We start from the raw sequence: 26,481 nt of genomic DNA on the forward strand, positions 1-26,481 counted from the left end.
ACACGAAAAATATCCCACAAGTGGGGAGCATGCAGATACGAGACAAGTCCCAAAATCTACTGCGCTTTATATTTTTTGATGCACTCGCTAGTTGCCTATACAACTAGCGAATATGACGCAATAATCATTCTCAGTTAGCCGAGTGGTTATATCACGCCGCTCGCCTGCATTTTGAAAAGTTCTATATCCGTACGAATACTTAGTTTTCTGAAGGCTGCTTGTTTTTGTCCGCTAATGGTTTTACGGCTTTTCATAAATTTTGTTGCAATTTGCGATACCGACATCCCGAGTAAACAGCAACGGATAACTTCTATTTCTTTCGGGCTCAGCAACGGGCACTCCATCGGGCTTTTGGTTCTTGCCTTGGGCATATCTAACCCGGACATGGCCATGCCGGAGAACGCGTTGAGTTCAGCCAATAAGGGCGGGGGTAAATAACGGCGCCCCGAGGCCACTGCGCGCACTGCTGGAATCAACTGATCGGTAGCTTGGCTCTTCCCAAAGTAGCCGCTGGCGCCTGCCCGCAGAGCCATTTTTATCGTTGATGGCATCTCCAGCGCGGAATATATGAGAATCCGCAGGTGCGGGTAGCGATTATGCAGTAGTTGTAGAAGGCTCACCCCGTCAAGGTCTTCCTCACCCAACTGATAGTCCACGATGAGCACATCGCTGGCCGATCGGCGCAGGGCCTCTATTAGCTGCGCACTACAGGCATAAACGCCCACTACTTGGAAATCGCTTTCCCGCGACAATCTGGCCTCGAGCGCCTCTCGGATCAAGGCCTGTTTATCCAGCACGATAATGGTTAACAATGCAGCTGTAGACACGCTCATATCACCTGAAACTTTTTCTGATTATTCAAAATATGTCTGACACGCACCTGAAAAATACAAGGCATATCAGGCTCCTACTCTCCCTGCCGGCAAAAAGACACAGACCTCAAAATGAATCAACTTAAACAATGTTTTATTTATTGTCGCAATACAATTCCTGCCCCCGCCGACCATTTATTTATTTGCGGTGAACATAAATAACGAGAAACATAAAAGTTGCCCTCGCGACCATTTACTGACCCGCCCCTGACGGTGCATTCACTCGCCAAGCCCTTTCAGACAAGCGCACTTCCCGGTTGCCATCTATCATGCGTTGATCTGCTGATAGCGCTTTCATTGGCGGCTTCTTCCCTTTAACGAAGATCCTCAAGCTCCCCACAGGTTTTGCCAATGCCATTGACTGTCAAAGGTCGCCGGTCGCGATCAGCCCGTTTGGTCATCACCCTGCTGATTGGCACCGTGCCCATCGCCCTGGGCTTCGCCATTCTTTATCTGCAGGCGCAGCGCAGCCTAGAGGACTCCACGGCCCGCACCGCACAGGAGGCGGTACGTCAATTCGACCTGATGCTCGACAACACCGAACAAGCCGCACGCGCACTACTGCCGTTGGCCGGACAAGCATGCGACCGTGACAGGCAACTGGCGTTGCGTGAACAAGTGACTCGGCGCCCGTTCGTGCGCTCTACCAATCTGATTTTCGATAGCGTCAACTATTGCAGCTCGCTTTTTGGCGACCGCTTCGTGGCCGAACTCAAGGCCGAGGATTACGTCGCGGGCCAGTTGCTGCTAATGCCTGGCAATCCCGTCACCCCTGACACGGCACTGTTGGTCTATCGCCAAAGCGAAGGCCGCCGTGGGGCGCTGGCCACGGTCGATGGCTATCACCTGACCAATGCGCTGCGCCTCATCAGTCCTTATAGCGATCTGCTATTGCAAGTTGGGCCAAACTGGTTGTCTTCACAGGGCAAGGTGCTCGATTCCACGCCGCCCTCTTACCCGGTGGCGCCGAGTCACCTCAGTTCCTCGCGTTATCCCTACAGCGTCGCCGCGGGCATGCCGCAAGGTGAGGTCTGGCGCTACATGAAGGCCCGCTACCCTGCACTGTTCAGCCTGCTGATTTTTTTCGGGGCATTGTCCGCCGTCCTCGGCCATTGGCTGCAAAAACGCACGTCCTGGCCCGGGCATGAATTGCACCGCGCGCTGGAGGCCGGCGAGTTCATTCCATATTTCCAGCCAGTGGTGCGCGGCGACACCCTGCAGTGGGCCGGGATTGAAGTGTTGATGCGCTGGCAGCACCCCAAGCAAGGCCTTGTGCGCCCCGACATGTTCATCCCGTTCGCCGAACACTGCGGGTTGATCGTGCCGATGACCCGCTCGCTGATGCGCCAAACCTCCACCGTGCTCGCCCCCCATGCCGCGCAACTGGTCGATGGCTTCCATGTGGGCGTGAACATCACCGCCAGCCACTGCCTGGATTTGGCATTGGTGGACGATTGCCGCGAGTTTCTGGCGGCTTTCCCACCGGGCAAGGTTTCCCTGGTACTGGAACTGACTGAACGCGAGCTGATTCAGCCCACCGAGATCACCCATCAACTGTTTGAACAATTGCACGGCTTGGGCGTGCTGATCGCCATCGATGACTTCGGCACGGGGCATTCCAGCCTGGATTATTTGCGCCAGTTCAAGGTGGATTTCTTGAAAATCGACCAGAGTTTTGTGGCAATGATCGGTATTGACGCCCTCTCCCGGCACATACTCGACAGCATTATCGAACTCTCGGCCAAGCTGGACCTGGGGATTGTCGCCGAGGGGGTGGAGACAGTGCTCCAGAGTGAGTATCTGGCCGCCCAGGGCGTGGACTATCTGCAAGGCTATCTGTTCGGCCGCCCGATGCCAGGCGATGAGTTCCTTGTTGCATTAAGCAAACATTAACCAGGCTGTACATACAAGCGTACTAAACCGCTCGAAGTAGATAAGCGCCACGCCGTGATTTACTCCGGCGTCTTTAACTACTACAATTTTTCCTGTCTGCGCAAAATCGCAGGCACGCCATTTACACCAGGTCATTTCAAGATTTTGGCTTAGAGCCAGGTTCTCGGTTGGTATCAGCCAAATACATTATTGGAGTAAAGATATTGTCCAGACTCGCTGAATTTCGTGCCGCTGAAAAGGCCCTTCAAGAACAGCTCGCGCAGCTGGAATCGTTGAAGAATGACGCCGGACTCAAAAAAGAAATCGAGTTCGAGGAAAAACTCCAGGGCCTGATGAAAACCTACGGTAAAAGCCTGCGCGATATTATCGCGATCCTTGATCCGCACCCGAGCAAATCGAGCCCGCTGGCAGTCACGCCGAAAACCCGCCGCGCCCGTGTGGTCAAGGTTTACCAGAACCCACACACCGGCGAACTGATCGAGACCAAGGGTGGCAACCACCGCGGCCTCAAGGCCTGGAAGGAACAATACGGCGCTACGACCGTTGATTCCTGGCTACGTGGGTAAGCGATACCCGCTCATCAAAAGCCCTGCCTGTGCAGGGCTTTTTTAGTTATGCCGAAAGTTGCGGGGCGGTTCAAATAGGCCTGCGCCGTAGTCCCCCATGTATACCCATCGCAGATCCGCGGAAATTCACCGGATCAACCTGTCGCACAACTTTTTACATAGCGCCTTATGATTAGTTTTTAGCCACGAAGGCACGCTTTTGAACATCGACTTTTAAACTAGAGCTGCAAGCTATTGCGCGTAGCGAGTATCTGCGCCTGATTCAAGGAAAACTCGGCAGCCTGTCCAGCATAGGAAAAAACAAAAGCCCGGCGGGCATCCACAGCCGTGACCAGTGTTTGCAACAACACATGTTCGCCGTTGCGGGTGACAGTGCAGGTTGTCTCGAATGCCGGCAACTGCGCCAACTTGGCTGGATGTATTCGATTACAAACGCTTTGATAACCCGCGGCGGAAAAATCCTTTTGGACAGCTTTACGCATTTCCAATAACACACCCTGCACATTGACAACATGGTCGAGAGCCACCTCGGTCATGGTCAACTCCATCACCATCACCGGCGTGCCCGTGGCGTCATACTTGACCGCACGTTGCCGGGATAGAGAGGAAGCTGCCGCGTGGGCATCCACCGTCACCTCCTCGGGTTGCCAGCCAGCAGGCCAGTTGACGACCGGGGCGGCAGCCAAAGCATTGGCGGTGGCCGGCAGGGCCAGGGCACAGAGTAAAGCGCGCAGCACACGGGGGATCATCAAGGTACTCAAGGCTCACGGGCGAAGCGGTAAAGTCTGGGCCCACGCGGGCAGCGAGGCAATAGCCCGTTGGCCTTGGCACCAGCCGTTGCGTATCATGCCAGCGGTTGACCGCAAGCCACGCCGTTTGCCCACTTCTCTATTTTCCGGAGGGCTCATGAGCCTGCACGAACTGAACACCTTCCCGGGCGTGACCGCCCAACCTGACGCCGCCACCGCCCAATTCGTGTTTAACCACACCATGTTGCGCGTCAAGGACATCACCAAATCCCTGGACTTCTACACCCGCATCCTCGGCTTTTCGCTGGTGGAAAAACGCGACTTCCCTGAAGCCGAGTTCAGCCTGTACTTCCTCGCGCTCGTCGATAAAAACAGCATCCCCGCCGACTCTGGGGCCCGTACCGAGTGGATGAAATCCATCCCCGGCATTCTCGAGTTGACCCACAACCACGGCACCGAGAACGACCCCACCTTCAGCTACCACAACGGCAACACCGACCCACGCGGCTTTGGCCATATCTGCATTTCGGTGCCGGACATCCGCGCCGCGTGCGAGCGCTTTGAAGCCTTGGGCTGCGACTTCCAGAAACGCCTCAACGACGGGCGCATGAAAAGCCTGGCCTTTATCAAAGACCCTGACGCCTATTGGGTGGAAATCATCCAGCCTGCGGCCTTGTAAACGCCGCGCATACAAAAAAAAACCCCAGGATCGCTCCTGGGGTTTGTCGTTTACGGGCCCTGCAATCGGGCAATCAGGCCGGTGCCGACGTCCGGATGAGGTGGTCGAACGCACTGAGGGAAGCCTTTGCGCCCTCGCCCACCGCGATCACGATCTGCTTGTACGGCACGGTGGTCACGTCGCCTGCGGCAAACACGCCCGGAATCGAGGTTTCGCCGCGGGCATCGACGATGATCTCGCCACGGGGCGACAACTCGACGGTGCCTTTGAGCCAATCAGTGTTGGGCAACAAACCGATCTGCACGAAAATCCCCTCCAATTCAACGCTGCGTATTTCGTCGCTCTGGCGATCCTTGTAGCGCAAACCGTTGACCTTCTGCCCATCGCCGGTGACTTCAGTGGTTTGCGCATGGGTAATCACCGTCACGTTCGTCAGGCTGTGCAGCTTGCGTTGCAGGACCGCATCGGCGCGCAATTGCACGTCGAACTCCAACAGGGTGACGTGGGCGACGATGCCGGCCAAGTCGATGGCGGCCTCGACACCCGAGTTGCCGCCACCAATCACCGCCACGCGCTTGCCTTTGAACAGCGGGCCATCGCAATGCGGGCAGTAAGCCACACCCTTGTTGCGGTATTCCTGCTCGCCGGGCACATTCATTTCGCGCCAGCGGGCGCCGGTGGCCAGGATCACCGTCTTGGCCTTGAGACTCGCGCCACTGGCAAAACGCACTTCGTGCAGTACGCCGTGCTGCCCAGGCACCAAGGCATTGGCCCGTTGCAGGTTCATGATGTCCACATCGTATTGCTTGACGTGTTCTTCCAACGCCATGGCCAGTTTCGGCCCTTCAGTTTCTTGCACCGAAATAAAGTTCTCGATCGCCATGGTGTCGAGCACCTGGCCACCAAAGCGTTCCGCCGCAACGCCCGTGCGGATGCCTTTGCGCGCTGCGTAGATCGCCGCCGCCGCGCCGGCCGGGCCGCCACCCACCACCAGCACATCAAAAGCATCTTTGGCGCTGATTTTCTGCGCCTGTTTCTCGATGGCACTGGTGTCGACTTTGGCGAGGATTTCTTCCAGGCCCATGCGGCCCTGGCCAAAGTTCACGCCGTTGAGGTAAATGCTGGGCACCGCCATGATCTGGCGCTCGTCCACTTCAGCCTGGAACAGCGCGCCGTCGATGGCGACATGGCGCACGTTGGGGTTGAGTACCGCCATCAGGTTCAGGGCCTGGACGACGTCCGGGCAGTTCTGGCAAGACAATGAAAAATAGGTCTCGAAGTTCAGTTCGCCTTTGAGCGAGCGGATTTGCTCGATCACTTCGGCGCTGGCCTTCGATGGATGGCCGCCGACTTGCAGCAGGGCCAATACCAGGGAGGTGAATTCGTGGCCCATGGGGATGCCGGCGAAACGCAGGCTGATATCGGCACCCGGGCGGTTCAACGAGAACGAGGGCTTGCGCGCATCGGTGCCGTTGTCGAGCAATGTGATGAGGCTGCAAAGACTGGCGACGTCTTTGAGCAGCGCGAGCATTTCCTGGGATTTCGCACCGTCGTCGAGTGAGGCAACGATCTCGATCGGCTGTGTGACCCGCTCCAGGTAAGACTTCAATTGAGCTTTAAGATTGGCGTCCAACATACGGGCGATCTCCATGTTTGGTTCGGTAGAAAAAACAACGCCCGGGCAGATTCGCCCAGGCGTTTTGTGGGGCGATGCGGTTTACATGCTCAAGTGCTCATCGCCCTCGACCTGAACGCAGTGTCAGATCTTGCCGACCAGGTCCAGAGACGGCGCCAAAGTGGCCTCGCCTTCTTTCCACTTGGCTGGGCAGACTTCGCCCGGGTGCGCGGCCACATACTGAGCGGCCTTGATTTTGCGCAGCAGCTCGGAAGCATCGCGACCGACGCCGCCATCGTTGATTTCAACGATTTTGATCTGGCCTTCAGGGTTGATGACGAAGGTGCCGCGGTCTGCCAGGCCTGCTTCTTCGATCAGCACATCGAAGTTGCGCGAGATGGTCAGGGTCGGGTCGCCGATCATGGTGTACTGGATCTTGCCAATGGCTGGCGAAGTGTTGTGCCAGGCCGCGTGGGCGAAGTGGGTGTCGGTGGAGACGCTGTAGATTTCGACGCCCAGTTTCTGGAATTCGGCGTAGTTGTCGGCCAGGTCTTCCAACTCGGTTGGGCAAACGAAGGTGAAGTCAGCCGGGTAGAAGAACACCACAGACCACTTGCCTTTCAGGTCGGCGTCGGACACTTCGACGAATGCGCCGTTTTTGAATGCGGTGGCTTTGAACGGTTTAACTTGGCTGTTGATGATAGGCATCGTTGATTCTCCGTCAGGGTTGAAAAGTTGATGGGGAGAATCTTAGCCATTCATCGGCGTACTGGCTCATTGCCAAAGCTGATGCTACCGATTGGTTTTGACTATCAGCGCAGCTTATTAATAGAAGAAACCTTGAGTCAGTCGCCCACGCTGCGCTCGCTCAGTTGCGTCATGCCCACAAAGGGGCTGGCGTCTATGTAGCGCATCGCGGACTTCATGTCCTTCCAGCCCACATAGCTCATCAGCGACTTCAAATCCCAGCCACTGCGGTGTGCCCACGTGGCAAAGCCGCGGCGCAAGGAATGGCTGGTGTAGTGCTCGGCAGCAATCCCGGCGCGCGACAACGCCTGGCGCAGCAGCGGGATCACACTGTTGGCGTGCAGCGGCTCGTCCCCCAGGTTGCCCCAGCGGTCAATGCTGCGAAACACCGGCCCTCGCACCAACGCCGCGGCGGTGATCCATTCGATATAGGCCTGCACCGGGCACAATCGCGCCAAAGCCGGGGTTTGATAGGTTTTGCCCTGGTACTCCCGGTCACTTTTGCTGCGGGGCAAGTAGAGGGTGATGCCTGCGCCGGCGACAGCTTGCACCTGCTCGACCTCCAAGCGGCATAGCTCATCACTGCGAAAGCCACGCCAGAAACCCAGCAGAATCAGCGCCGTATCGCGCCGGGCACGCAGTAAACGGGGCTGATCGTGCCCAGCCAATGCTTGCTCGGCCTCTAACGCCAGGTAAGCGATGACGTGCTCCAGGTGTTGCAACTGCAAGGGTTCGGCCTGTTTTTCCTGGGCCGGATGCAGCGCGCGGATGCCCTTGAACACCTTGCGTACCACTGGGGCCTTGGTCGGGTCGGCGAACCCTTGGCTGTTGTGCCATTGCGCCAGCGCCGAAAGCCGCAGCTTGAGGGTGTTTATCGACAGCACGCCGGCGTGTGCCACCAGATAGCGCGCCACACTGTCGCTGGTGGCGGGCAGGAAGCCGCCCCAGGTCACCTCGAAGTGCTCGATGGCCGCCCGATAGCTACGGCGCGTGTTGTCGCGGGTGGCCGCTTGTAAATAGCGATCCAGATCACTCATGGGCAAATCCCGGGCGGGTGTACGGCATAAAGGGACCAAATCTCGCGAAAAAGACTCTGGCACGGGGTAATACCAGTATATCCCATGCCAGTTATTGCCTTGATATCAATATTGCTGGGTTATGATATGGTATGTAATTACAGGGTACATACCACAGTACGAAATCGTAGGAGATGACATGGCGCGCGGCGGTATAAACAAAGCGGTGGTGCAAACGGCACGCCTGGCCCTGCTGGCCCGGGGTGAGCACCCGAGCATCGACGCGGTACGTATCGAGATGGGCAATACCGGCTCCAAAACCACCATCCACCGCTATTTAAAAGAGCTGGAGGGCAGCGATCCGAAGCCCACCGGTGCAACGGCCTCTCTGAATGAAGAACTGACAGAACTGGTCGCGCGTCTGGCTCAGCGCCTGGAGGAGCAGGCCCAAGCGCCGCTTGCCGAGGCCGCAACGGCGTTTGAAGCACAGCGCGCCAGCCTGCAACAAACCCTCACCCAGGCAACGGCCGAACAGGCTCGCTTGCAGCAACAATTGAACGTCCAAGGCGTGGCACTGAGCGAGGAAAGCGTCCGCTTGCGGGAAACCCACTCGATGCTGCAAAGCGAGCAAACCCGCAACGCCGGCCTCAGCCAGGCGTTGAGCGACGCACAGGTGCGCCTAAAGGACAAGCAAGAGCAGATCAGCTCATTGGAGGAAAAACACCTGCACGCCCGCGATGCACTGGAGCATTACCGCAGTGCAATCAAGGAGCAGCGCGAACAGGAACAGCGTCGGCATGAGGGGCAGTTGCAGCAACTGCAAATGGAGGTGCGTCAGGCGCAGCAAAGCGCCATGGTGCGCCAGGATGAAATCACCCAGTTGCACCGCGATAACGAACGTTTACTCACGGAAAACCGCGCCACGCTGCGGGAACTGAGCCTGACCCGGGAGCAACTGAGCGAGATTCGCCAGCAGCATGAACAACACATGGCGCATTCCCGTCACAGCGACAGCGAGCGCACCCTCCTCCAGGAACGCCTGCGGGTGGCGAGCCTGGAGTGCGAGACCCTGCAGCGCAGCAGCGCGGAACATCAGCAGGCCGGGCAGCAATTGCAACTGCGCCTGGCCAACACCGAGGCCCAGCTACAGGCTTTGCAAGCCGCCGCGCTAGAGGCGGCGACGCAAAGCGATAGCTAACGCTCGACAGGTGTACGCATGGTGACGAATTCTTCAGCGGCTGTAGGATGTACGCCAATGGTTTCGTCGAAATCACGCTTGGTCGCGCCCGCCTTCACCGCTATGGCCAGGCCCTGAATGATCTCCCCAGCGTCCGGGCCGACCATGTGGCAACCCAGAACCTTATCGGTCTTGGCGTCCACCACCAGCTTCATCAAGGTGCGCTCCTGGCAGTCGGTGAGGGTCAGTTTCATCGGGCGGAAGCGGCTTTCGAACACCTGCACCGTATGGCCCTCTTCCCGGGCCTGCTCTTCGCTCAAGCCGACAGTGCCGATGGTGGGCAAGCTGAACACTGCCGTCGGGATCATCTTGTAATCCACCGGGCGGTACTGCTCAGGCTTGAACAACCGCCGCGCCACCGCCATGCCCTCGGCCAGCGCCACCGGCGTCAGTTGCACGCGGCCGATCACATCGCCAATGGCCAGGATCGACGGCTCGGCGCTCTGGTACAGGTCATTGACCTCGATGAAGCCACGCTTGTCCAACGTGACCCCGGTGTTTTCCAGGCCCAGGTTGTCGAGCATCGGCCGCCTACCGGTGGCGTAGAACACGCAATCGGCGGCCAACTGGCGGCCATCCTTGAGGGTGACATTCAGGCTGCCATCGGCCTGCTTCTCAATGCGCTCGATGTCGGCATTGAACTGCAGATCCATCCCGCGCTTGACCAACTCTTCCTGCAAGTGCTGACGCACCGCGCCATCAAAGCCTCGCAGGAACAAATCGCCGCGATACACCAGCGTGGTCTGCGCGCCCAGGCCATGGAAAATGCCAGCGAATTCCACCGCAATATACCCACCGCCCACCACCAGCACCCGCTTGGGCAGCGCTTTAAGGAAGAAGGCTTCATTGGAACTGATGGCGTGTTCACGGCCCGGAATATCCGGAATCTGCGGCCAGCCACCGGTGGCGATCAGGATGTGCTCGGCAGTGAAGCGCTGGCCGTCGACCTCCACTTCGTGTGGCCCCAGCACCTTGGCGTGGCTTTCATGCAGAGTCACGCCGCTATTGACCAGCAGATTGCGGTAGATGCCGTTCAACCGGTTGATTTCCCGGTCTTTGTTAGCGATCAGGGTCGCCCAGTCGAACTTCGCTTCGCCCAACGACCAGCCAAACCCGCTCGCCTGCTCAAAGTCCTCGGCAAAGTGCGCCCCGTACACCAGCAGTTTTTTCGGCACGCAGCCCACGTTAACGCAGGTGCCGCCCAGGTAGCGGCTTTCGGCCACTGCCACCTTCGCGCCAAAACCGGCCGCAAAGCGCGCAGCCCGAACACCACCGGAACCGGCGCCAATCACATAAAGGTCAAAATCGTAGGCCATTTCATTCTCCTCGGCAGGCAAGCAGCATACCCGCTGTATTTTTTTCGGCCAGCGCCGTAAGGGGCCTGGTGATCAAAAATGAAAAAGCCACCCGAAGGTGGCTTTTCCTGACAGCACAGCCTGAACGTATCAGTAGGCCTTGCCAGTCTTGTAGAAGTGTTCGAAGCAGAAGTTGGTCGCTTCGATGTAGCCTTCTGCGCCGCCGCAGTCAAAGCGCGTGCCTTTGAACTTGTAGGCAATGACGCAACCGTCCTGCGCCTGCTTCATCAGGGCATCGGTGATCTGGATTTCACCGCCCTTGCCCGGCTCGGTTTCTTCGATCAGCTTGAAGATGTCCGGGGTCAGGATGTAACGGCCGATGATCGCCAGGTTCGACGGCGCATCTTCGGGTTTTGGTTTCTCGACCATGTTGCGTACGCGGTACAGGTCATCACCGATCAGGTCGCCGGCGATCACGCCGTACTTGTGGGTTTCCTGCGGATCGACTTCCTGGATCGCCACGATGGTGCAACGGTACTGTTTGTACAGTTTGACCATCTGGGTCAGCACGCCGTCGCCTTCCAGGTTGACGCACAGGTCGTCCGCCAGTACCACGGCGAAAGGCTCGTCGCCAATCAGTGGGCGGCCGGTCAGAATCGCGTGGCCAAGGCCTTTCATTTCGGTTTGGCGGGTGTAGGAAAAAGAACACTCGTCCAGCAGTTTGCGGATGCCGACCAGGTACTTCTCTTTATCCGTGCCCTTGATCTGGTTTTCCAGCTCATAGCTGATATCGAAATGGTCTTCCAGCGCCCGCTTGCCGCGACCGGTGACGATGGAGATCTCGGTCAGGCCGGCATCCAGCGCTTCTTCGACGCCATACTGGATCAGTGGCTTGTTGACCACCGGCAGCATTTCCTTGGGCATGGCTTTGGTCGCTGGCAAGAAGCGAGTGCCGTAGCCGGCTGCTGGGAACAAGCATTTCTTAATCATATGAGTCCTTGAAAGGGCTGTATGGACGAATTTTGGCGCAGTCTAATCAGGCGCGGTAGAGCTTACAATGGCCTGCGATGGCGAACCGATGTCAACATAGAGAAATAATCCGCCCGTAAGTTCCTGCCGTACCGCTATAAAGGGCCGCACACCTGCGACGAAATGCCATGAGCGCGAATTTGGGGCTATCATTGCGCCCCTGATTCAACCAACGAGACAGATTAGATGTCGGCAACAAAAAGTGTTAACGGTTACCAGATCAACCAGGCCAAAGACGGCCAATGGTGGGTAGACAGCGTTGGCGGCGAAAACATCGCCGGCCCCTTCCCCACCCAGGAACTGGCCATCGAAGTGGCCAGCGTGCTGCAAGACCAGCCCACTGCGTTCACCCGCAAACGCAAGAACCCACAGTCCTGATGCCCGCGCCAGGGCCTTGCTCCCCGCAACGCCCCGGCGTATTTGCCTGTACGTAAATGGCCTTTGGCTATAGCCTGCGCAAAGGTATTTGCCGCGCCCGCGGCGACTTCAGCATCCGGATGAATCGACACATGAAAAAAGCCCTGTTTATCTGCGCCTTCGCGGTCACATTGAGCGGTTGCGCCACGGCCGAAAAAACCTACCTGAACAACGGCCAGCAGGGGCTGACGATTGATTGCTCAGGCGAAGCCAATTCCTGGGCCACCTGCTATGAGAAGGCCGATGCGTCTTGCGCCGGGACCGGCTACAACATCATCGGCACCGACGGCACCCCATCGGTGCCGGAAAGCGACAAGACCCTGGGCGTGGACGTGGGCAACTTCAAGGGCCGTAGCGTGGTGGTCGTTTGCAAGTAAAAGGCCCTGGGCCTTCTACATATGGATTTCCGCGAACTTGATCCCCAACCCGCGCACCACTTCGATCAAGTCGTCGAGGCGAGCGAAGGACTCGACCTCATCGTTGTCGTCCACCAGGAAAAAACTGCGCCCAGCGCTTTTCTTGAAAAATACGATCCATTCCCCGGAGTTCGCCGGATTTTGAATCACATGGGTCGCCGAGATATGACCCTCGGCATGCCGTTGCGTGACGTGTTCACGTTTCATGTTGGCTGCTCCAAAAACAATGCCGCCCAAAGCAGGCCTTGGGCGGCATTGATGCAAATTTGCCACAGTTTATCGGATGCCCGCGCTCACCGTCAGCCAGAAATACAGGCTGTAGCGGCCTCGCGCACATCCTGCGGGCGTAGCGGCATGTTGGACATGCGCTCGTAGAGCTTGATGCTGCTACCGCCAGAGCGGTCGTCGATTTCCAGGATGGCTGCCGGCCCCATGGACAGTTTCTGCGCCACGATAATCCGGATGCCGCCCTTGTACGGCTCCATTTGCATGGCCCCGCGGCTATCTGCCAGGCGTTCGACCACGCATTGGCCGTAGGCTTTGGGCTCCTTCCCTGAAATCACCGCCAGGGTCGGTGGCGCCTGGCGGATATCCGACACCGTCGCGCAACCGCCCATGGCCAAGGCCAGAATCCACACAAGCCGCTTCATACAAAACCTCCGATAAAGACGCTCGGACAGCGTAAAGCCTGCTTTTCTCCGCATAAACCTTCGCAATCGGCGCTTATTTTCTTCAGGCCACTGCTGCTGGCCAGATAATCCGCCGTCTGTGCTGATAAACTGCGGGCCATTGTTTTGACTGCAAAAAGAGCCCTTCTGGAGGCGCCCATGAAATTTATCCACCAGCGCGAGCACCTCAACGAAGACGATATCGTCATCATCGAGTGCTCCCAGACCTGCAATATCCGCCTGATGAACGACGCCAACTTCCGCAGCTTCAAGAACGGCGGCCGCCACACCTACCACGGTGGCGCCTTCGACCAGTTCCCGGCCAAGATCACCGCGCCGAGCACCGGTTTCTGGAACATCACCATCGACACCGTGACCAACCGCGCCATCAGCGTGACGCGCAAGCCCACCCTGACCCATTCGATCCGCATCGTGCGCCGCTCCAGCTCGAAACTGCGCTAAACCGAACCAGAGGAACGACCATGGCCCAGACCACCAAGTACGTCATCAAATACAAACTCAATGGCGAGCGGCGCTTCGAGTTCGCCCAACTGGCCACCGGCAGCCAGGAAGAAGCCGAGGCAGCGCTCAAGGCCATTCACGGCGACGGTGACGATGTGCTCAGCGATATCAGCGTCAGCAAAGCGCTGTAACCCGCCGCATCGCTGGCTTTATGCCAGCCACTCCTGCTACAAACGCTCCGTCGTCCTCTTCAATTTGACCTCGGAGCCCTCCCCGATATGAGCCAGTGGCCGGACACCCGCATTCTCGACCTGCTCGGCATTGACCTGCCGATCATCCAGGCGCCCATGGCGGGCGCAACCACCCAGGCGATGGTTATTGCGGCCGGCCAGGCGGGGGCCTTGGGCTCGCTGCCGGCGGCGATGTTGAGCGTCGAGCAATTGCGCCAAGAACTGACCAGCCTGGGCCAGCAGCACGCCAAACCGCTGAACCTGAACTTCTTCTGCCATCAGAACGCCCCCGCCGACCCTCAGCGCGCAGCGCAATGGAAACAACTGCTGGCGCCCTACTACCGGGAACTGGGCCTGGACCCTGACGCCCCGACGCCTGTGTCCAACCGTGCGCCTTTCGATAATGCGGCGTGCGAGGTGGTGGAAGAATTCCGCCCGGCCGTCGTCAGTTTCCACTTCGGCCTGCCGGAAAAATCCCTGCTGGAGCGGGTCAAGGCCACCGGCGCCAAGGTGCTGTCCTCGGCCACCACCGTCGCTGAGGCCTCCTGGCTGGAGCAGCAGGGCTGTGACGCGATCATCGCCATGGGCTACGAGGCGGGCGGGCATCGCGGGATGTTCTTGAGCAACGATCTCAACACCCAGGTCGGCACCCTGGCGCTGGTGCCGCAAATCGTCGACGCCGTGAGTGTGCCCGTGATCGCTGCGGGCGGGATCGCCGATGGCCGGGGCATCGCGGCGGCGTTCATGCTGGGCGCCTCGGCGGTGCAAGTGGGCACCGCCTACCTGTTCACCCCCGAAGCCAAGGTCAATGCGAGCCACCGCCATGCCCTGCGCAGCGCCCCCGAGAGTGCGACCGCGCTGACCAACCTGTTCACCGGGCGCCCGGCCCGGGGCATTGTCAACCGCGTCATGCGTGAATTGGGGCCGATGAACCCCAAGGCGCCGGCCTTCCCCCTCGCCGGCGGCGCACTGATGCCACTGCGGGCCGAACGCGAAGGCGAATTCGGCAACCTCTGGTCCGGCCAGGCCTTGCGCCTGGGTGTGGAGCAATCGAGCGCCGAGTTGACCCGGCGCCTGGCCGCCGAAGCCCTAGCGCTGCTGATACGGCGCTGAAAACCCACCGCCGCGCCCACGGGTGCGGCAATCCATGCGGTTCCGTTTAGCGGCCATTCGCTATATATTCGACTACATAGCGTTAATCCCCCAGTCCGGTGCGGCCTACCTCTAATAAATCGCTGCCCGCCTACCCTCGCCACGGAGCTGTACATGACTATTCGCGTCTCTGGTTTTGCCCCCACATGCCTGGCTTCGCTGCTGGCCCTCTGCGCCTTTGGCCCGGCCCAGGCCGACGAAGTGCAAGTGGCGGTCGCGGCCAACTTCACCGCCCCGGTGCAGGCGATTGCGGCAGATTTTGAAAAAGACACCGGACACAAACTGGTGATTGCCTACGGCGCCACCGGCCAGTTCTACGCCCAGATCAAAAACGGTGCGCCGTTCGAGGTGTTCCTCAGCGCCGATGACACCACACCGCAAAAACTCGAAAGCGAGGGCGACACGGTCAAGGGCTCGCGCTTCACCTACGCCATCGGCACATTGGCCCTGTGGTCGGCCAAGGACGGCTATGTCGACGGCGAGGGCAAGGTGCTGCAAAAAAACCAGTTCAAACACCTGTCCATCGCCAACCCCAAGGCTGCGCCCTACGGCCTTGCCGCTACCCAGGTGCTGGCCAAGTTGAACCTGACGGAGCAGCTCAAGGCCAAGCTCGTCGAAGGCCAGAGCATCACCCAGGCCTACCAATTCGTCTCCACCGGCAACGCTGAGCTGGGTTTCGTGGCGCTGTCGCAGATCTACAAGGATGGCAAAGTCACCAGCGGTTCGGCGTGGATCGTGCCGGCAGCCATGCACGAGCCGATCAAACAGGACGCGGTGATCCTCAACAAAGGCAAGGACAACCCCGCCGCCCAGGCCCTGGTCGACTACCTCAAAGGCCCGAAAGCCGCCACCGTCATCAAGTCCTACGGCTACCAGCTCTAAATGCCGCTCTCGAGTGCTGACATTGCCGCCATCTGGTTGACCCTGAAACTGGCGTCGCTGACCACGGTGATCCTGCTGATAATCGGCACTCCGATTGCCCTGTGGCTGTCGCGCACCCGTTCCTGGCTGCGCGGCCCCATCGGCGCGATTGTCGCCCTGCCCCTGGTGCTGCCGCCGACCGTGATCGGCTTCTACCTGCTGCTGACGCTGGGGCCCAACGGCGTTCTCGGCCAATTCACCCAGTCCTTGGGCCTGGGCACCCTGACGTTCAGTTTCACCGGGTTGGTGATCGGCTCGGTGGTGTACTCCATGCCGTTTGTCGTGCAGCCGCTGCAAAACGCCTTCTCGGCCATCGGTACCCGGCCGCTGGAAGTGGCGGCGACTCTGCGCGCCAACCCCTGGGACACTTTTTTCAGCGTAACCCTGCCCCTGGCTCGCCCCGGTTTCATCACCGCCGCCATCCTCGGGTTTGCCCACACCGTGGGCGAATTCGGCGTGGTGCTGATGATCGGCGGCAATATCCCGGAAAAAACCCGCGTGGTCTCGGTGCAAATCTACGACCACGTCGAGGCCATGGAGTATGCCCAAGCCCACTGGCTGGCCGGCGCGATGCTGGTGTTCTCGTTCCTGATCCTGCTGGCGCTCTACTCAAGCCGCCAGACCAAAGCCGGCTGGAGCTGAGCGATGACCACCCTGATTCACGCCCGCCTGAAGGTGAGCTACCCCGATTTGTCCCTGGATGTCGACCTGCAATTGCCCGGGCGCGGCATCACCGCGCTGTACGGCCACTCCGGGTCCGGCAAAACCACCTGTCTGCGCTGCATCGCCGGCCTGGAAAAAGCCCAGCAAGGCTTTGTCCAGGTCAACGATGAAATCTGGCAGGACAGCGCCAACCAGCGTTTCGTGCCGCCGCACAAACGGGCCCTGGGCTATGTGTTCCAGGAAGCGAGCCTGTTCACCCACCTGTCGGTGCGGGCCAACCTGGCGTTCGGCCTGCGCCGCATTCCCCGCGCCCAGCGCCGGGTGGACATGGCCCAGGCCACTCAGTTGCTGGGCATCGGCCACCTGCTGGAGCGCCACCCGCAGCATTTGTCCGGCGGTGAACGCCAGCGCGTGGGCATCGCCCGTGCCTTGCTCACCAGCCCGCGGATTTTGCTGATGGACGAGCCCCTCGCGGCCCTGGACAGCCAGCGTAAAAGCGAAATCCTGCCGTACCTGGAACGCCTGCACGACGAGTTGGACATCCCGATCCTGTACGTCAGCCATTCCCAGGACGAAGTGGCGCGCCTGGCCGACCATATCGTCCTGCTGGAACAGGGCAAGGCCCTGGCCAGCGGCCCTATCGCCCAGACCCTGGCGCGCCTGGACTTGCCCTTGGCCCTGGGCGATGACGCCGGGGTCATTATCGAAGGCCAGGTACACACCTACGACCCGGCTTACCAACTGCTGACCCTGCAGCTTCCCGGCAGCGTGTCGAGCATCCGCGTCACCCACGGCCCAGTGGCCAATGGCCGCACCCTGCGGGTCAAAATCCAGGCCCGGGACGTCAGCCTGAGCCTGCAGGACAGTGGGCAGAGCAGCATCCTCAATCGCCTGCCGGTCACGGTGGTCGAAGAGACCCCTGCTGACAACAGCGCCCATGTGCTGGTACGCCTGGACGCCGCCGGCACCGCGTTACTGGCGCGGATCACCCGCTATTCCCGCGATCAGTTGCAGTTGCACCCGGGGCAAGCGCTGTGGGCGCAGATCAAGGCGGTAGCGGTGCTGGCTTAAGCCCCCGACGCTTGCAGGCCTATTGCCAGCCAGGTTAGGCTGGCCCCCTTTTCCCGCCCGCTGGATGAACGCCGACGTGAACTTCTAAGCCTTCCAAAATGTATTCGCAACAAGCCGCCCCAGGCGCTTGTTGGCCTTTTGCGCATTTTATGGAGGTGCTGATGACTGACGTCACGCGGCTGCCCACCCTCGTTTCCCTGCATCGGGTCTGTTTCCAGTTCGCCCATGGCCAGACCCTGTTCGATGACCTGTCCCTGACCCTCGACTCTCGCCCCACCGCCCTGGTCGGGCGCAATGGCGTGGGCAAAAGCCTGCTCGCACGCTTGATCGCCGGGCAGTTGACGCCCTCTGGCGGCGCCATCAGCCGCTTCGCAGCGGTGGCCTATGTGCCGCAACTCCCCGCCCAGGCGCAGGACCAGAGCGTGGCGCAACTGATGGGTGTTGCCGATGTGCTGCACGCGTTGGCACGCATGGCCGCAGGCCAAGCGAATCCTGAAGACCTGGAACGGGTCGACGACCGTTGGGACCTGGCGCAACGGGTGCGTGCGGGCCTGGACGCGGCCGGTCTGGAACAGATCAGCCCCGAGCAGCACGCCGATGGCCTCAGTGGCGGGCAATTGGCGCGGATCGGCCTGCTCGGCGCATTCCTTGGCAACACCGCGCTATTGATCCTCGATGAGCCCAGCAACCACCTCGACCGCGCTGGCCGGGCCTGGCTGTTGCAGATGATGGCGCAGTGGCGCGGCGGCTTGCTGGTTATCAGCCATGACCGCCAACTGCTGCGCCAAGTGCAGCGGATTGTCGAGCTCACGCCCCGTGGCCTGCGCAACTATGGCGGTGACTATGCGCTGTTCCAGGCCCAACGCGAGGCCCAACACACTGCCGCCCAAGCGGCCCTGGAACACGCCCGCGACGAACGCAGCCGCGAGCGCAAGCGTCAGCAACGGGAGCACGACACCATCCAGCGCCGCGCCGCCGCCTCGCGTAAAAACGCCGACACCGCCAATATCTCGCGCCCGGAGCGGGCCGGGATGAAAGGCGCGGCCAAGGACATCATGGGCCATGTGCGCCACGCTCATCAGGCCCGCCAAAGCGACCTCGACGCCCAGGTACGTCAGGCCTACAGCCAGGTCATCGAACGCCCCAGCACTCTGTTCACCCTGCCTGGTAGCGCCGTGCCAGCAGCGCGGCAGGTCTTCACCCTGGTGGACGCCCAATTGCCCTGGCTGGCGCCCAACGAGCCCGGCAGCCGCCTCACCTGCACGGTCCACGGCCCGGTGCGCATCGCCGTCAATGGCCCCAATGGCTGTGGCAAATCCACCTTATTGAAGATGCTGGCCGGTGTCCTGGCGCCCATTGGCGGCCGCTGCACCACCCACGTGCCTCACGCCTATCTCGACCAAGCGCTGGCCCTGCTGGACGACCAACGTTCGATCCTCGAGCAGCTCGGCCCCCAGACCACCCTTGACGAAGGCGAGTTGCGCACGCGCCTGGCGCTGTTGCAACTCGACGCCGCCCGCGTGGTGCAACCCTGCGCGCACCTGAGCGGCGGTGAACGCCTCAAGGCAGCGCTGGCGCTAGCCCTTTGGCGGCGCACGCCGGCGCAATTACTGCTGCTGGACGAACCGACCAATCACCTGGACCTGGAGTCGCTGGAGGCCATCGAGCAAGCTTTGGCAACCTGCCCGGCGGCGATGGTGGTGGTGTCCCACGATGAGGATTTCATCGCCGCCCTCGCGCCCACCCACCACTTGACATGGCAAACCAGTGGCTGGCATTTGCGTGCGGCCGATCACGGGGGCTGACGCCGATCATTGCAGCTTCGCGGCCCGCTTCTATAGTGAGGGGGGCCAGAAGTAGAGAGGTGTCGCCATGGAAGACATTTTCATCGTCAAGCGCTGCAACAAGTTCCGCATCCGCGGCCGTCGTGCGGGCGAAGCGGATCAAAACGCGGTGCCGCAGGACTGGTACCGGGTGCTCGATACCCGCACCCAGGGCTTCATTGGCGACGGCTATGACGAACTGGCCGATGCAAAGAAGGAATGCTTGCGCTTGAACCTCGCCAGCCAGCACGTCGTGCCCCGCTAGGCGTGGTGAACGCTGGCCTTTTGCCCGTCTATACTCAACGCAGCTGAAGGAACAGCCCCATCGACGCAGGCTCGCAAATCCGGGCCTTGCGCCCAATCCGCCGCGCGACACATTGGATGGAGGTGCTGCACATGTCCGAGAAAGAGTCCATCACCACGGTATTGACCCTGCTGGAGCAACGTCAGTTGCGCCTGGCGGCCGCTTGCAAGGAAATCGCCGACTGGGTTGACCGCCAGGGCGGCCATCCCACTGCACTGCGCGTGCGCGACCGGCTGCGCGAAATCGAGCGCGAAACACCGCAGGTGACCCGCGCGCTCACGTCCCTCCAGCCTCAGGAACCGCGCCTGCCCCGCTTTCGGTGAAACCTAGAGGCAAGTGGCCAGGGCCGCCAGCCGGCGCTTGGCCGGCCAATCATCGGTGCCCGCGTAGTAATTGACGCGGGTGGCGCCCGCTTCGCCGTGCACATCGACAAAATACTTGGCGGCCACCGTATACACCGTGTAGCCCCCGGCCTGGCCGGGCTCGAGGAAACCGCTGGCGTCCACGCCGAACACCGCTTCGTCCTGCCAGGCAAATTGCACACATTGCGCAACCACCTGTGCCTCTTTGCTCGACGCCAAGGTTTTGTAAGGCTTTTTGCTACGGGCCTCGTTCATCGCCGGCGCCGCGCACCCAGCCAACATCACCAGGGCCAACGCTCCCATCACTAACCGCATGTGCCACCTCCCCCAAGAAAAGGGCGTGACTGTAGCACCCGCACGCCGTGCTCGCATCGTGGGCGGCGGGTTGATGGCTAACGCGAGCAGGCTTGCTGCCACAACTGGGCATAGGTGCCCGCCAACTAGCAGACCAACGGCCCTACCCGCGCCGCCCCAGGGGCTAAGGTTTTAGAACGCGCCCGGCCGGCAGGGTTGGCCAACCTTGCCCAAGAGGATTAGGCCGGGCCCACAGCAAACCTGGAGGAGATCACCATGCGACTCAATACCCCGGAACAGAACCTGCGGCGCGACCTGCACGAAGTCGCCTCGGACTTGCGCTGGTCAGCCGTCGAACTGTCGCAGATCGCCCAGCGCCTGGACCTGGCGGGCAACAGCGCCGATGCCCAGGCCCTGGCGCGGCTGCGGCAGATCCTGCAACAGCACGAAGCGCAATTGACGGGCTACGCCTATGAGGTCAAGGCCCGCGTCATTCACCGTTCGGTGGAGGGCCTGGAGCAATAAGGCCCGCAGGCGCCAGGCCAGCCTGGCGCCTGCACGGCGCTACAGCACAAGAGTGTTCATGGGATAAAACAACGTATTCAACACTAACAACAGTAACCAGAAACCGATCTCGATAGTTTCTGTAATAGGCTGGATCTTACGCAGCGCACCATAGATATGTACCAGTGCCATTAAAGTAAACACCACAAACAACACATCAAAGGCATAACTGAAATGGGTGCCGGTCGTTGCCGAACGCAACATCGTGGCCTCCACCACCAGAATGAACGCCCCCAGGCAGCGGCCAAAGTAGATGGCCAGGTGTTTTTCTTCAGGCACCACCCAGCGCATCAGCCGTGCCCACCGCAGCGGCGCGATAAAAATCGGCAGTGCGAAGAAGCACGTCGTGAGCACCATAAGTATCGTTATATAGTCCTTACTGTAGTGCGACCAATATCCCAACATCTGCTCTCTCCTTGTTTTTATTGTGTGCGCTGGCCAGCCCCTGAATAGTTGCAGATATTCAAGGCTTTGACCCGGGGACAACTACAAAACAGTACTAAAGAGAGCGCGACCGACAATAAAGGCTTAGTTGCCTACTTGCCAATGAACCCCTGTGGGAGCAACTGGCTTACCTCTACCATTCGTCACCGCAACTCAGTGCCGCCATCGCGAGCAGGCTCGCTCCCCCAGAGGAAAATGAAAATCCAGCCCACACCACAATTCACTTGTGGGAGCGGGCCTTGCCCGCGATGACGGCGGTACAGACAACCTCTGTGTACCGCCGTCAGCGTGAGGCTCAGTGCGGCGAGCGGAAGATCACGTCATCCGGATTGAAGTGACCCACCACTTGCTGCACGCCGCTGCCCGGCAGCGGCAGGTCGAGGATGTGGCCCTTGATCTTGCCCATCACGTGCATTTCGCAGGGTTTGCAGTCGAACTTCAGGGTCAGCACTTCATCGCCGTGCACCAACTGCATCGGCGCCACTTTGGTGCGCACCCCGGTGACACCCTTGGCCTGTTTGGGGCACAGGTTGAAGGAGAAACGCAGGCAGTGTTTGGTAATCATCACCGGCACTTCGCCGGTTTCCTCATGGGCCTCGAACGCCGCGTCGATCAACTTGACCCCGTGGCGGTGGTAGAACTCACGGGCCTTGTGGTTGTAGACGTTGGCCAGGAACGACAGGTGCGATTCCGGGTAAACCGGCGCCGGCGTGCTCTCGGCCTTGCGGCCACCGCGCGGGTGGGCCTGGACGCGTGCGGCGCTCAGGGCCTCGATCGCTTCGCGGCGCAAGGCCTTGAGCTGGGAGTTGGGGATGAAGAACGCCTGTGGCGCGTCGAGGCGGATGGCGGTGGCGTGGTATTCGGTGGTGCCCAGTTGCCCCAGCAGGTCATGGAGTTGCTCCAGGGCCTGTTCCGGCTTGTTGGCCACGCCGAAGGGGCCTTGCAGGGCGGCGCTGGCGCTGATGCCCTCCTCGCTGGTGGCAATCAGCTGCAGGCTGTCCTCGCGTAAACGGGCACTCCAGGCTATACCGATGCGGCGCTCGGCGGAGGTCTTGAGCAAGGCCTGCTGCCAGTTGTGGTCCAGGTTGCGGTTAAGCGGGTGGCTGGGCCGCAAGCGGTGCAGGCCCTCGGGCATTTCGTTGGGCTCGACGCGGTAGCGATAGCGCTTCTGGCCTTCTTCCTCGAACTCGCCTTTAGGTTCGGCGATATTGGCGCGAAAACCCACGACTTCACGCTTGACCAGCACATTCAGGCCGTCGCCGTTGGACAGCGGCTCAGAGGTCACCACCTGCATATCACGCTTGCCGACCTTCTCCACCACACCCACCGGCAGCCCGGTGAACGTGGGCGAATCGAAGGCGCCAATGTCGATCTTGCGCTCGCTGACGAAGTAATCGGTGCTGCCACGGTGGAAGGTCTTTTCCGGGTCCGGCAGGAAAAAGTGCACGGTGCGGCCGCTGGACGCCCGCGCCAGGTCCGGGCGGTCTTCGAGAATGCCGTCCAGGCGTTGGCGGTAGTAGGCGGTGATGTTTTTCACATAGCCCATGTCCTTGTAGCGCCCCTCGATCTTGAACGAGCGCACGCCAGCCTCCACCAACTCGCGCAGGTTGGCGCTCTGGTTGTTGTCTTTCATCGACAACAGGTGCTTTTCAAACGCCACCACCCGGCCTTGGTCGTCCTTGAGGGTGTAGGGCAAGCGGCAGGCCTGGGAGCAGTCGCCACGGTTGGCGCTGCGGCCATTCTGTGCGTGGGAAATATTGCACTGCCCGGAAAACGCCACGCACAGCGCGCCGTGGATGAAGAACTCGATCGCCGCGTCAGTCTCTTCGGCGATGGCGCGGATCTCTTGCAAATTGAGCTCGCGGGCCAGCACCAATTGGGAGAAGCCGGCCTGATCGAGGAACTTCGCCCGCTCCAGGGTGCGGATGTCGGTCTGGGTGCTGGCATGCAGCTCGATGGGCGGGATATCCAGCTCCATCACCCCCAGGTCCTGAACGATCAACGCATCCACCCCCGCGTCGTACAACTGGTGGATCAGCTTGCGCGCTGGTTCCAATTCGTTGTCATGCAGGATGGTGTTGAGGGTGGTGAACACCCGGGCGTGGTAGCGCCGGGCGAACTCCACCAGGGCAGCGATATCGCTCACCTCGTTGCAGGCGTTGTGGCGGGCGCCAAAACTGGGGCCCCCAAGGTACACCGCGTCGGCGCCATGGAGGATGGCTTCGCGGGCGATCGCCACGTCACGGGCGGGGCTGAGCAGTTCCAGATGATGTTTGGGCAGGGACATATTTTTTTAGTCAGGCTTGTCACGGTCGAGGCGCGCATTGTAGCGGCGAAACGCCAGGGCGGCACGGTCTACCCATAGGGCAACACAATCAACCTTGGACGGCCTCGAAAAACGACGACGTCAGGCGACTGGCACGACGCTCGGCCAGGCAATAGAGGTAAGTCTCGGTGTACACCGGGTCGCCCTCGAGGCGGACCATGCGGATGCGCGGGTCGGCGATAAACTCCGCCTCCGACACCGTGCCCAGGCCCATGCCTCGCACCACCGCTTCACGCAGGGCCTCACGGCTGCCGATTTCCATAGCCACCCGCGGCACCACCCCGGCAGCGGCCAAGGCCTGCTCCATCACCGCACGGGTGGTTGAACCGCGCTCGCGTTGCAGCAGGGGCTGGCCTTCCAGTTCCTGCAACGACACCTGGCCGCGCCGGGCCAGAGGGTGTTCGTGATGGACAAACAGCACCACAGCGTGGCGCGCGTAGAGCACCGAACTCAGCGCCGGATCATCATGGCGGCCGGCCAGCACCGCGATGTCGGTGGCGTAGTTTTTGAGATCCGCCAATACCTGGGCCGAGTTACCCACCCGGATCGACACCTCGATACGCGGGTAGCGCTGGCGGTAGCCATCGACCATCTCGATCACGTGGAACGGCCCCACGGCCCCCAACTTGAGCTGGCCACTGTCCAGGCGCCCCGAGTCGCGCAGCAGGTGCTGGGCCTCCAGGTCCAGCGCTTCCAGGGCCTGGGCAATGGGTAGCAACTGGCGCCCCACATCAGACAACTCGATACGCCGCCCACGACGGTGGAACAACTCCACGCCGTGCTGGTGCTCCAGGTGTTGCACCTGAGTGGTCAGCGTCGGCTGGCTCAGGCCCAGGGCACGCGCCCCGGCACTGAAACTGCCGTGACGCGCCACAGCGAGGAAGGCACGCAGCTTGGCGTTCGACATCCATAGACTCCATCAATAGTTAACCCAGCAAACCCATATTGAATTGATCCTATGACTGTCACGTGACACTCCTAGCCTGTGGTCACTGCCCACAACCTCCTGGAATGCCATGAAACCTGTCTCCCGTTTTTTGCGTGTCGTCAGCCTCGCCCTGTTGTCTCTGGGTGCGGCCAGCGTGGCGACTGCCAAGGATCAACTGACCATCGGCCTGATTCCCTCCGAGGATTCCCAGGCGATGATCGAATCCAGCAAGCAAGTGCTCAGTAGCCTGGAACAGCAACTGGGCATGCCGGTGGTGCCCTTTGTCGCCACGGATTACAACGGCATCATCGAAGCCTTACGCGCCGGCAAGCTCGACGTCGCCTACCTAGGCCCTTTCTCCTACGTGCTGGCGACCTCAGTGGCCGAGGTCGAGGCGTTCGCCGTGGCCGTGACCAAGAAAACCGGGCAAAGCGCCTACAAGAGCGTGATCCTGGCGCGCAAGGACAGTGGCATCCGTGAACTGGCCGACCTCAAGGGCCGAACCTTTGCCTTTGTGGACCCTAGCTCCGCGTCCGGGCACCTGTTTCCCAAGGCCGGGTTGGAGCAGGCCGGTTTTGTCCCTGCCGAACTGTTTTCCCGGGTGATTTTCTCTGGCTCCCATGACGCCAGCATCCTCGCCGTGGAGAACCGCAAGGTAGACGCCGCCGCCGTGGCCGACCGGATTTTCGCCAGCGCCGTGGCCAAAGGCGTGGTCAAGCAGGACGACTTCCAACAGGTGTGGAGTTCGCGGGCAATTCCCGAGTCGCCCATGGTCTGGCGCAAGGACCTGGACCCGGCCCTCAAACTCAAGGTCGCTGCTGCACTGGCAGCGATCAAGGACGTGCCGTGGGGCGACCAGGGTGTGCTCGACGGTTTCCAGCCCACCCACGATGGTGCCTATGACGTGGTTCGCGACACCGCCAAGGTGCTCGATCTCGATTTGCGGAGGATGAAATGATCCGCATCGGCCAACTGACCAAGCACTTCGGCAGCAACCCGGTGTTGCGCGGCATCGACCTGCAGGTGGATGCCGGCGAATTCGTGGTAGTGCTGGGCCAGTCCGGCGCCGGTAAGTCCACCTTGCTGCGCTGTATCAATCGCCTGGCCCGGGCCGACTCCGGCACCTTGCAGGTGGCGGGCATCGATGCGTTGGCCTGCGCCGACCCGCGCCTGCTGCGCCAACAGGTGGCAATGATCTTCCAGCACCACAACGTGGTGCCGCGCCTGAGCGTGTTGAAAAACGTACTGACCGGGCGCCTTGGCGCAGTCTCGACCCTGGCCTCGGTGCTGCATCTGTTTCGCCGCGAGGATATCGAGCTGGCCATGCAATGCCTGGCCCGGGTCGAACTGGACCACAAGGCCCACCAACGCACCGATGCGCTGTCCGGCGGGCAGATGCAGCGCGTGGGCATCGCCCGCGCCCTGGCCCAACGACCGAAGGTGATCCTCGCCGACGAACCGGTGGCCAGCCTGGACCCCAAGACGGCGCGCCTGGTGTTGCAGTACCTGCGCGATGCCAGTCGCGAACTGGGCATCACCGTGGTGTGTAACCTGCACCAGGTCGAATACGCCCGGGAGTTCGGCGACCGGATTGTCGGCCTGGCCCACGGCAGCCTGGTGTACGACGGCAGCCCCCAAGGCCTGGGCGAAGCCGATTTGCAACGCATCTATCCAGGCCAGCCTATGCAGCCTGCGGCGCCACTGCCTGCCATGACCTACTGCGCGAACTGAGGGGCTG

32 protein-coding genes are annotated in these 26,481 nt (G+C 60.8%); 18 read left to right on the top strand and 14 right to left on the bottom strand.

Annotation, left to right across the window (positions count from 1 at the left end; genetic code table 11):
• Positions 1 to 146 precede the first annotated feature (146 nt).
• Positions 147 to 833, bottom strand: coding sequence for a response regulator transcription factor (locus tag AC19YR_RS09035; RefSeq protein WP_095108451.1), 687 nt, complete (start codon positions 831 to 833; stop codon positions 147 to 149).
• A 390-nt stretch (positions 834 to 1,223) separates the two neighbouring features.
• Here AC19YR_RS09035 and AC19YR_RS09040 point away from each other — a divergent pair, with 390 nt between their 5' ends.
• Positions 1,224 to 2,765, top strand: a complete 1,542-nt coding sequence (locus AC19YR_RS09040; protein WP_500598062.1) for an EAL domain-containing protein — start codon at positions 1,224 to 1,226, stop codon at positions 2,763 to 2,765.
• Between the two features lie 203 nt (positions 2,766 to 2,968).
• Positions 2,969 to 3,331: a histone-like nucleoid-structuring protein, MvaT/MvaU family gene (locus tag AC19YR_RS09045; protein WP_095108453.1), complete on the top strand. Its 363-nt coding sequence runs from the start codon at positions 2,969 to 2,971 to the stop codon at positions 3,329 to 3,331.
• A gap of 218 nt (positions 3,332 to 3,549) precedes the next feature.
• On the opposite strand, the gene AC19YR_RS09050 is transcribed toward AC19YR_RS09045, so the two are convergent.
• Positions 3,550 to 4,080, bottom strand: a complete 531-nt coding sequence (locus tag AC19YR_RS09050; RefSeq protein WP_500598064.1) for a DUF4946 domain-containing protein — start codon at positions 4,078 to 4,080, stop codon at positions 3,550 to 3,552.
• 157 nt (positions 4,081 to 4,237) lie between these two features.
• Between AC19YR_RS09050 and gloA the strand changes: the two genes are divergently transcribed.
• Positions 4,238 to 4,759, top strand: coding sequence for a lactoylglutathione lyase (gene gloA / locus AC19YR_RS09055; RefSeq protein WP_095108455.1), 522 nt, complete (start codon positions 4,238 to 4,240; stop codon positions 4,757 to 4,759).
• A gap of 73 nt (positions 4,760 to 4,832) precedes the next feature.
• On the opposite strand, the gene ahpF is transcribed toward gloA, so the two are convergent.
• The 3 genes from ahpF to AC19YR_RS09070 form a co-directional block, all read right to left on the bottom strand.
• Positions 4,833 to 6,395, bottom strand: coding sequence for an alkyl hydroperoxide reductase subunit F (gene ahpF / locus AC19YR_RS09060; protein WP_095108456.1), 1,563 nt, complete (start codon positions 6,393 to 6,395; stop codon positions 4,833 to 4,835).
• A 123-nt stretch (positions 6,396 to 6,518) separates the two neighbouring features.
• The gene (ahpC, locus tag AC19YR_RS09065) at positions 6,519 to 7,082 is read right to left on the bottom strand and encodes an alkyl hydroperoxide reductase subunit C (protein WP_020294651.1); all 564 of its coding nucleotides are present in this window, start codon (positions 7,080 to 7,082) and stop codon (positions 6,519 to 6,521) included.
• Between the two features lie 137 nt (positions 7,083 to 7,219).
• Positions 7,220 to 8,158: a site-specific integrase gene (locus tag AC19YR_RS09070; RefSeq protein WP_500598067.1), complete on the bottom strand. Its 939-nt coding sequence runs from the start codon at positions 8,156 to 8,158 to the stop codon at positions 7,220 to 7,222.
• A gap of 178 nt (positions 8,159 to 8,336) precedes the next feature.
• Here AC19YR_RS09070 and AC19YR_RS09075 point away from each other — a divergent pair, with 178 nt between their 5' ends.
• Positions 8,337 to 9,335 (top strand): DNA-binding protein, encoded by a 999-nt coding sequence (locus tag AC19YR_RS09075; RefSeq protein WP_500598069.1) that lies wholly within the window; start codon positions 8,337 to 8,339, stop codon positions 9,333 to 9,335.
• Here AC19YR_RS09075 and gorA read toward each other — a convergent pair.
• Together gorA and galU are read right to left on the bottom strand one after the other, a co-directional pair.
• Positions 9,332 to 10,690, bottom strand: coding sequence for a glutathione-disulfide reductase (gene gorA / locus AC19YR_RS09080; protein WP_500598071.1), 1,359 nt, complete (start codon positions 10,688 to 10,690; stop codon positions 9,332 to 9,334). The genes AC19YR_RS09075 and gorA overlap by 4 nt on opposite strands.
• 129 nt (positions 10,691 to 10,819) lie before the next feature.
• Positions 10,820 to 11,659 (bottom strand): UTP--glucose-1-phosphate uridylyltransferase GalU, encoded by an 840-nt coding sequence (gene galU, locus AC19YR_RS09085; RefSeq protein WP_095108460.1) that lies wholly within the window; start codon positions 11,657 to 11,659, stop codon positions 10,820 to 10,822.
• A 225-nt stretch (positions 11,660 to 11,884) separates the two neighbouring features.
• Here galU and AC19YR_RS09090 point away from each other — a divergent pair, with 225 nt between their 5' ends.
• A complete protein-coding gene (locus tag AC19YR_RS09090; RefSeq protein ID WP_095108461.1) occupies positions 11,885 to 12,076 on the top strand; it encodes a hypothetical protein in 192 nt (63 codons plus the stop codon).
• A gap of 131 nt (positions 12,077 to 12,207) precedes the next feature.
• A complete protein-coding gene (locus AC19YR_RS09095) occupies positions 12,208 to 12,492 on the top strand; it encodes a hypothetical protein (RefSeq protein WP_500598074.1) in 285 nt (94 codons plus the stop codon).
• Positions 12,493 to 12,507: 15 nt separating this feature from the next.
• Here the strand turns inward: AC19YR_RS09095 and AC19YR_RS09100 are convergent, their stop codons facing one another.
• From AC19YR_RS09100 to AC19YR_RS09110, 3 genes are all read right to left on the bottom strand, one after another.
• A complete protein-coding gene (locus AC19YR_RS09100; protein ID WP_095108463.1) occupies positions 12,508 to 12,738 on the bottom strand; it encodes a hypothetical protein in 231 nt (76 codons plus the stop codon).
• A 92-nt stretch (positions 12,739 to 12,830) separates the two neighbouring features.
• Entirely contained in the window at positions 12,831 to 13,181 is a 351-nt protein-coding gene (locus AC19YR_RS09105; protein WP_500598076.1) for a hypothetical protein, read from the bottom strand.
• The gene (locus tag AC19YR_RS09110) at positions 13,178 to 13,360 is read right to left on the bottom strand and encodes a hypothetical protein (RefSeq protein WP_500598078.1); all 183 of its coding nucleotides are present in this window, start codon (positions 13,358 to 13,360) and stop codon (positions 13,178 to 13,180) included. Before AC19YR_RS09110 ends, AC19YR_RS09105 begins: the two co-directional genes overlap by 4 nt.
• Here AC19YR_RS09110 and AC19YR_RS09115 point away from each other — a divergent pair.
• The 9 genes from AC19YR_RS09115 (at position 13,359) to AC19YR_RS09155 (ending at position 20,148) form a co-directional block, all read left to right on the top strand.
• Positions 13,359 to 13,661: a DUF1883 domain-containing protein gene (locus AC19YR_RS09115; RefSeq protein WP_095108465.1), complete on the top strand. Its 303-nt coding sequence runs from the start codon at positions 13,359 to 13,361 to the stop codon at positions 13,659 to 13,661. The genes AC19YR_RS09110 and AC19YR_RS09115 overlap by 2 nt on opposite strands.
• Before the next feature lie 20 nt (positions 13,662 to 13,681).
• On the top strand, positions 13,682 to 13,852 hold the full coding sequence (locus AC19YR_RS09120) for a hypothetical protein (RefSeq protein WP_095108466.1): 171 nt from the start codon (positions 13,682 to 13,684) through the stop codon (positions 13,850 to 13,852).
• Between the two features lie 87 nt (positions 13,853 to 13,939).
• A complete protein-coding gene (locus AC19YR_RS09125) occupies positions 13,940 to 15,004 on the top strand; it encodes an NAD(P)H-dependent flavin oxidoreductase (RefSeq protein ID WP_500598081.1) in 1,065 nt (354 codons plus the stop codon).
• 153 nt (positions 15,005 to 15,157) lie between these two features.
• Complete coding sequence (modA, locus tag AC19YR_RS09130) at positions 15,158 to 15,925, top strand: molybdate ABC transporter substrate-binding protein (RefSeq protein WP_095108468.1); 768 nt, start codon at positions 15,158 to 15,160, stop codon at positions 15,923 to 15,925.
• Positions 15,926 to 16,606, top strand: a complete 681-nt coding sequence (modB, locus tag AC19YR_RS09135; protein WP_095108469.1) for a molybdate ABC transporter permease subunit — start codon at positions 15,926 to 15,928, stop codon at positions 16,604 to 16,606.
• 3 nt (positions 16,607 to 16,609) lie between these two features.
• Positions 16,610 to 17,698, top strand: a complete 1,089-nt coding sequence (modC, locus tag AC19YR_RS09140) for a molybdenum ABC transporter ATP-binding protein (RefSeq protein WP_500598084.1) — start codon at positions 16,610 to 16,612, stop codon at positions 17,696 to 17,698.
• 161 nt (positions 17,699 to 17,859) lie between these two features.
• A complete protein-coding gene (locus AC19YR_RS09145) occupies positions 17,860 to 19,503 on the top strand; it encodes an ABC-F family ATP-binding cassette domain-containing protein (RefSeq protein WP_500598086.1) in 1,644 nt (547 codons plus the stop codon).
• A 67-nt stretch (positions 19,504 to 19,570) separates the two neighbouring features.
• On the top strand, positions 19,571 to 19,786 hold the full coding sequence (locus tag AC19YR_RS09150; RefSeq protein ID WP_095108472.1) for a hypothetical protein: 216 nt from the start codon (positions 19,571 to 19,573) through the stop codon (positions 19,784 to 19,786).
• 131 nt (positions 19,787 to 19,917) lie between these two features.
• Positions 19,918 to 20,148, top strand: coding sequence for a hypothetical protein (locus AC19YR_RS09155; protein ID WP_500598088.1), 231 nt, complete (start codon positions 19,918 to 19,920; stop codon positions 20,146 to 20,148).
• 3 nt (positions 20,149 to 20,151) lie between these two features.
• Here AC19YR_RS09155 and AC19YR_RS09160 read toward each other — a convergent pair whose 3' ends face one another.
• On the bottom strand, positions 20,152 to 20,502 hold the full coding sequence (locus AC19YR_RS09160) for a hypothetical protein (protein WP_095108474.1): 351 nt from the start codon (positions 20,500 to 20,502) through the stop codon (positions 20,152 to 20,154).
• A 255-nt stretch (positions 20,503 to 20,757) separates the two neighbouring features.
• On the opposite strand from AC19YR_RS09160, the gene AC19YR_RS09165 reads away from it, so the two are divergent.
• Entirely contained in the window at positions 20,758 to 21,006 is a 249-nt protein-coding gene (locus tag AC19YR_RS09165) for a hypothetical protein (RefSeq protein WP_095108475.1), read from the top strand.
• Between the two features lie 39 nt (positions 21,007 to 21,045).
• Here AC19YR_RS09165 and AC19YR_RS09170 read toward each other — a convergent pair whose 3' ends face one another.
• The 3 genes from AC19YR_RS09170 to AC19YR_RS09180 form a co-directional block, all read right to left on the bottom strand.
• Positions 21,046 to 21,450: a hypothetical protein gene (locus tag AC19YR_RS09170; RefSeq protein WP_500598091.1), complete on the bottom strand. Its 405-nt coding sequence runs from the start codon at positions 21,448 to 21,450 to the stop codon at positions 21,046 to 21,048.
• Positions 21,451 to 21,784: 334 nt separating this feature from the next.
• Positions 21,785 to 23,776: a peptidase U32 family protein gene (locus AC19YR_RS09175; RefSeq protein ID WP_095108477.1), complete on the bottom strand. Its 1,992-nt coding sequence runs from the start codon at positions 23,774 to 23,776 to the stop codon at positions 21,785 to 21,787.
• Between the two features lie 88 nt (positions 23,777 to 23,864).
• The gene (locus tag AC19YR_RS09180) at positions 23,865 to 24,722 is read right to left on the bottom strand and encodes a LysR substrate-binding domain-containing protein (protein WP_500598093.1); all 858 of its coding nucleotides are present in this window, start codon (positions 24,720 to 24,722) and stop codon (positions 23,865 to 23,867) included.
• Positions 24,723 to 24,831: 109 nt separating this feature from the next.
• Here AC19YR_RS09180 and AC19YR_RS09185 point away from each other — a divergent pair, with 109 nt between their 5' ends.
• Positions 24,832 to 25,701, top strand: coding sequence for a phosphate/phosphite/phosphonate ABC transporter substrate-binding protein (locus AC19YR_RS09185; RefSeq protein ID WP_500598095.1), 870 nt, complete (start codon positions 24,832 to 24,834; stop codon positions 25,699 to 25,701).
• The gene (gene phnC, locus AC19YR_RS09190) at positions 25,698 to 26,474 is read left to right on the top strand and encodes a phosphonate ABC transporter ATP-binding protein (protein WP_500598097.1); all 777 of its coding nucleotides are present in this window, start codon (positions 25,698 to 25,700) and stop codon (positions 26,472 to 26,474) included. Before AC19YR_RS09185 ends, phnC begins: the two co-directional genes overlap by 4 nt.
• Positions 26,475 to 26,481: the final 7 nt, after the last annotated feature.

It is taken from the genome of Pseudomonas sp. MF08817, assembly GCF_059862705.1.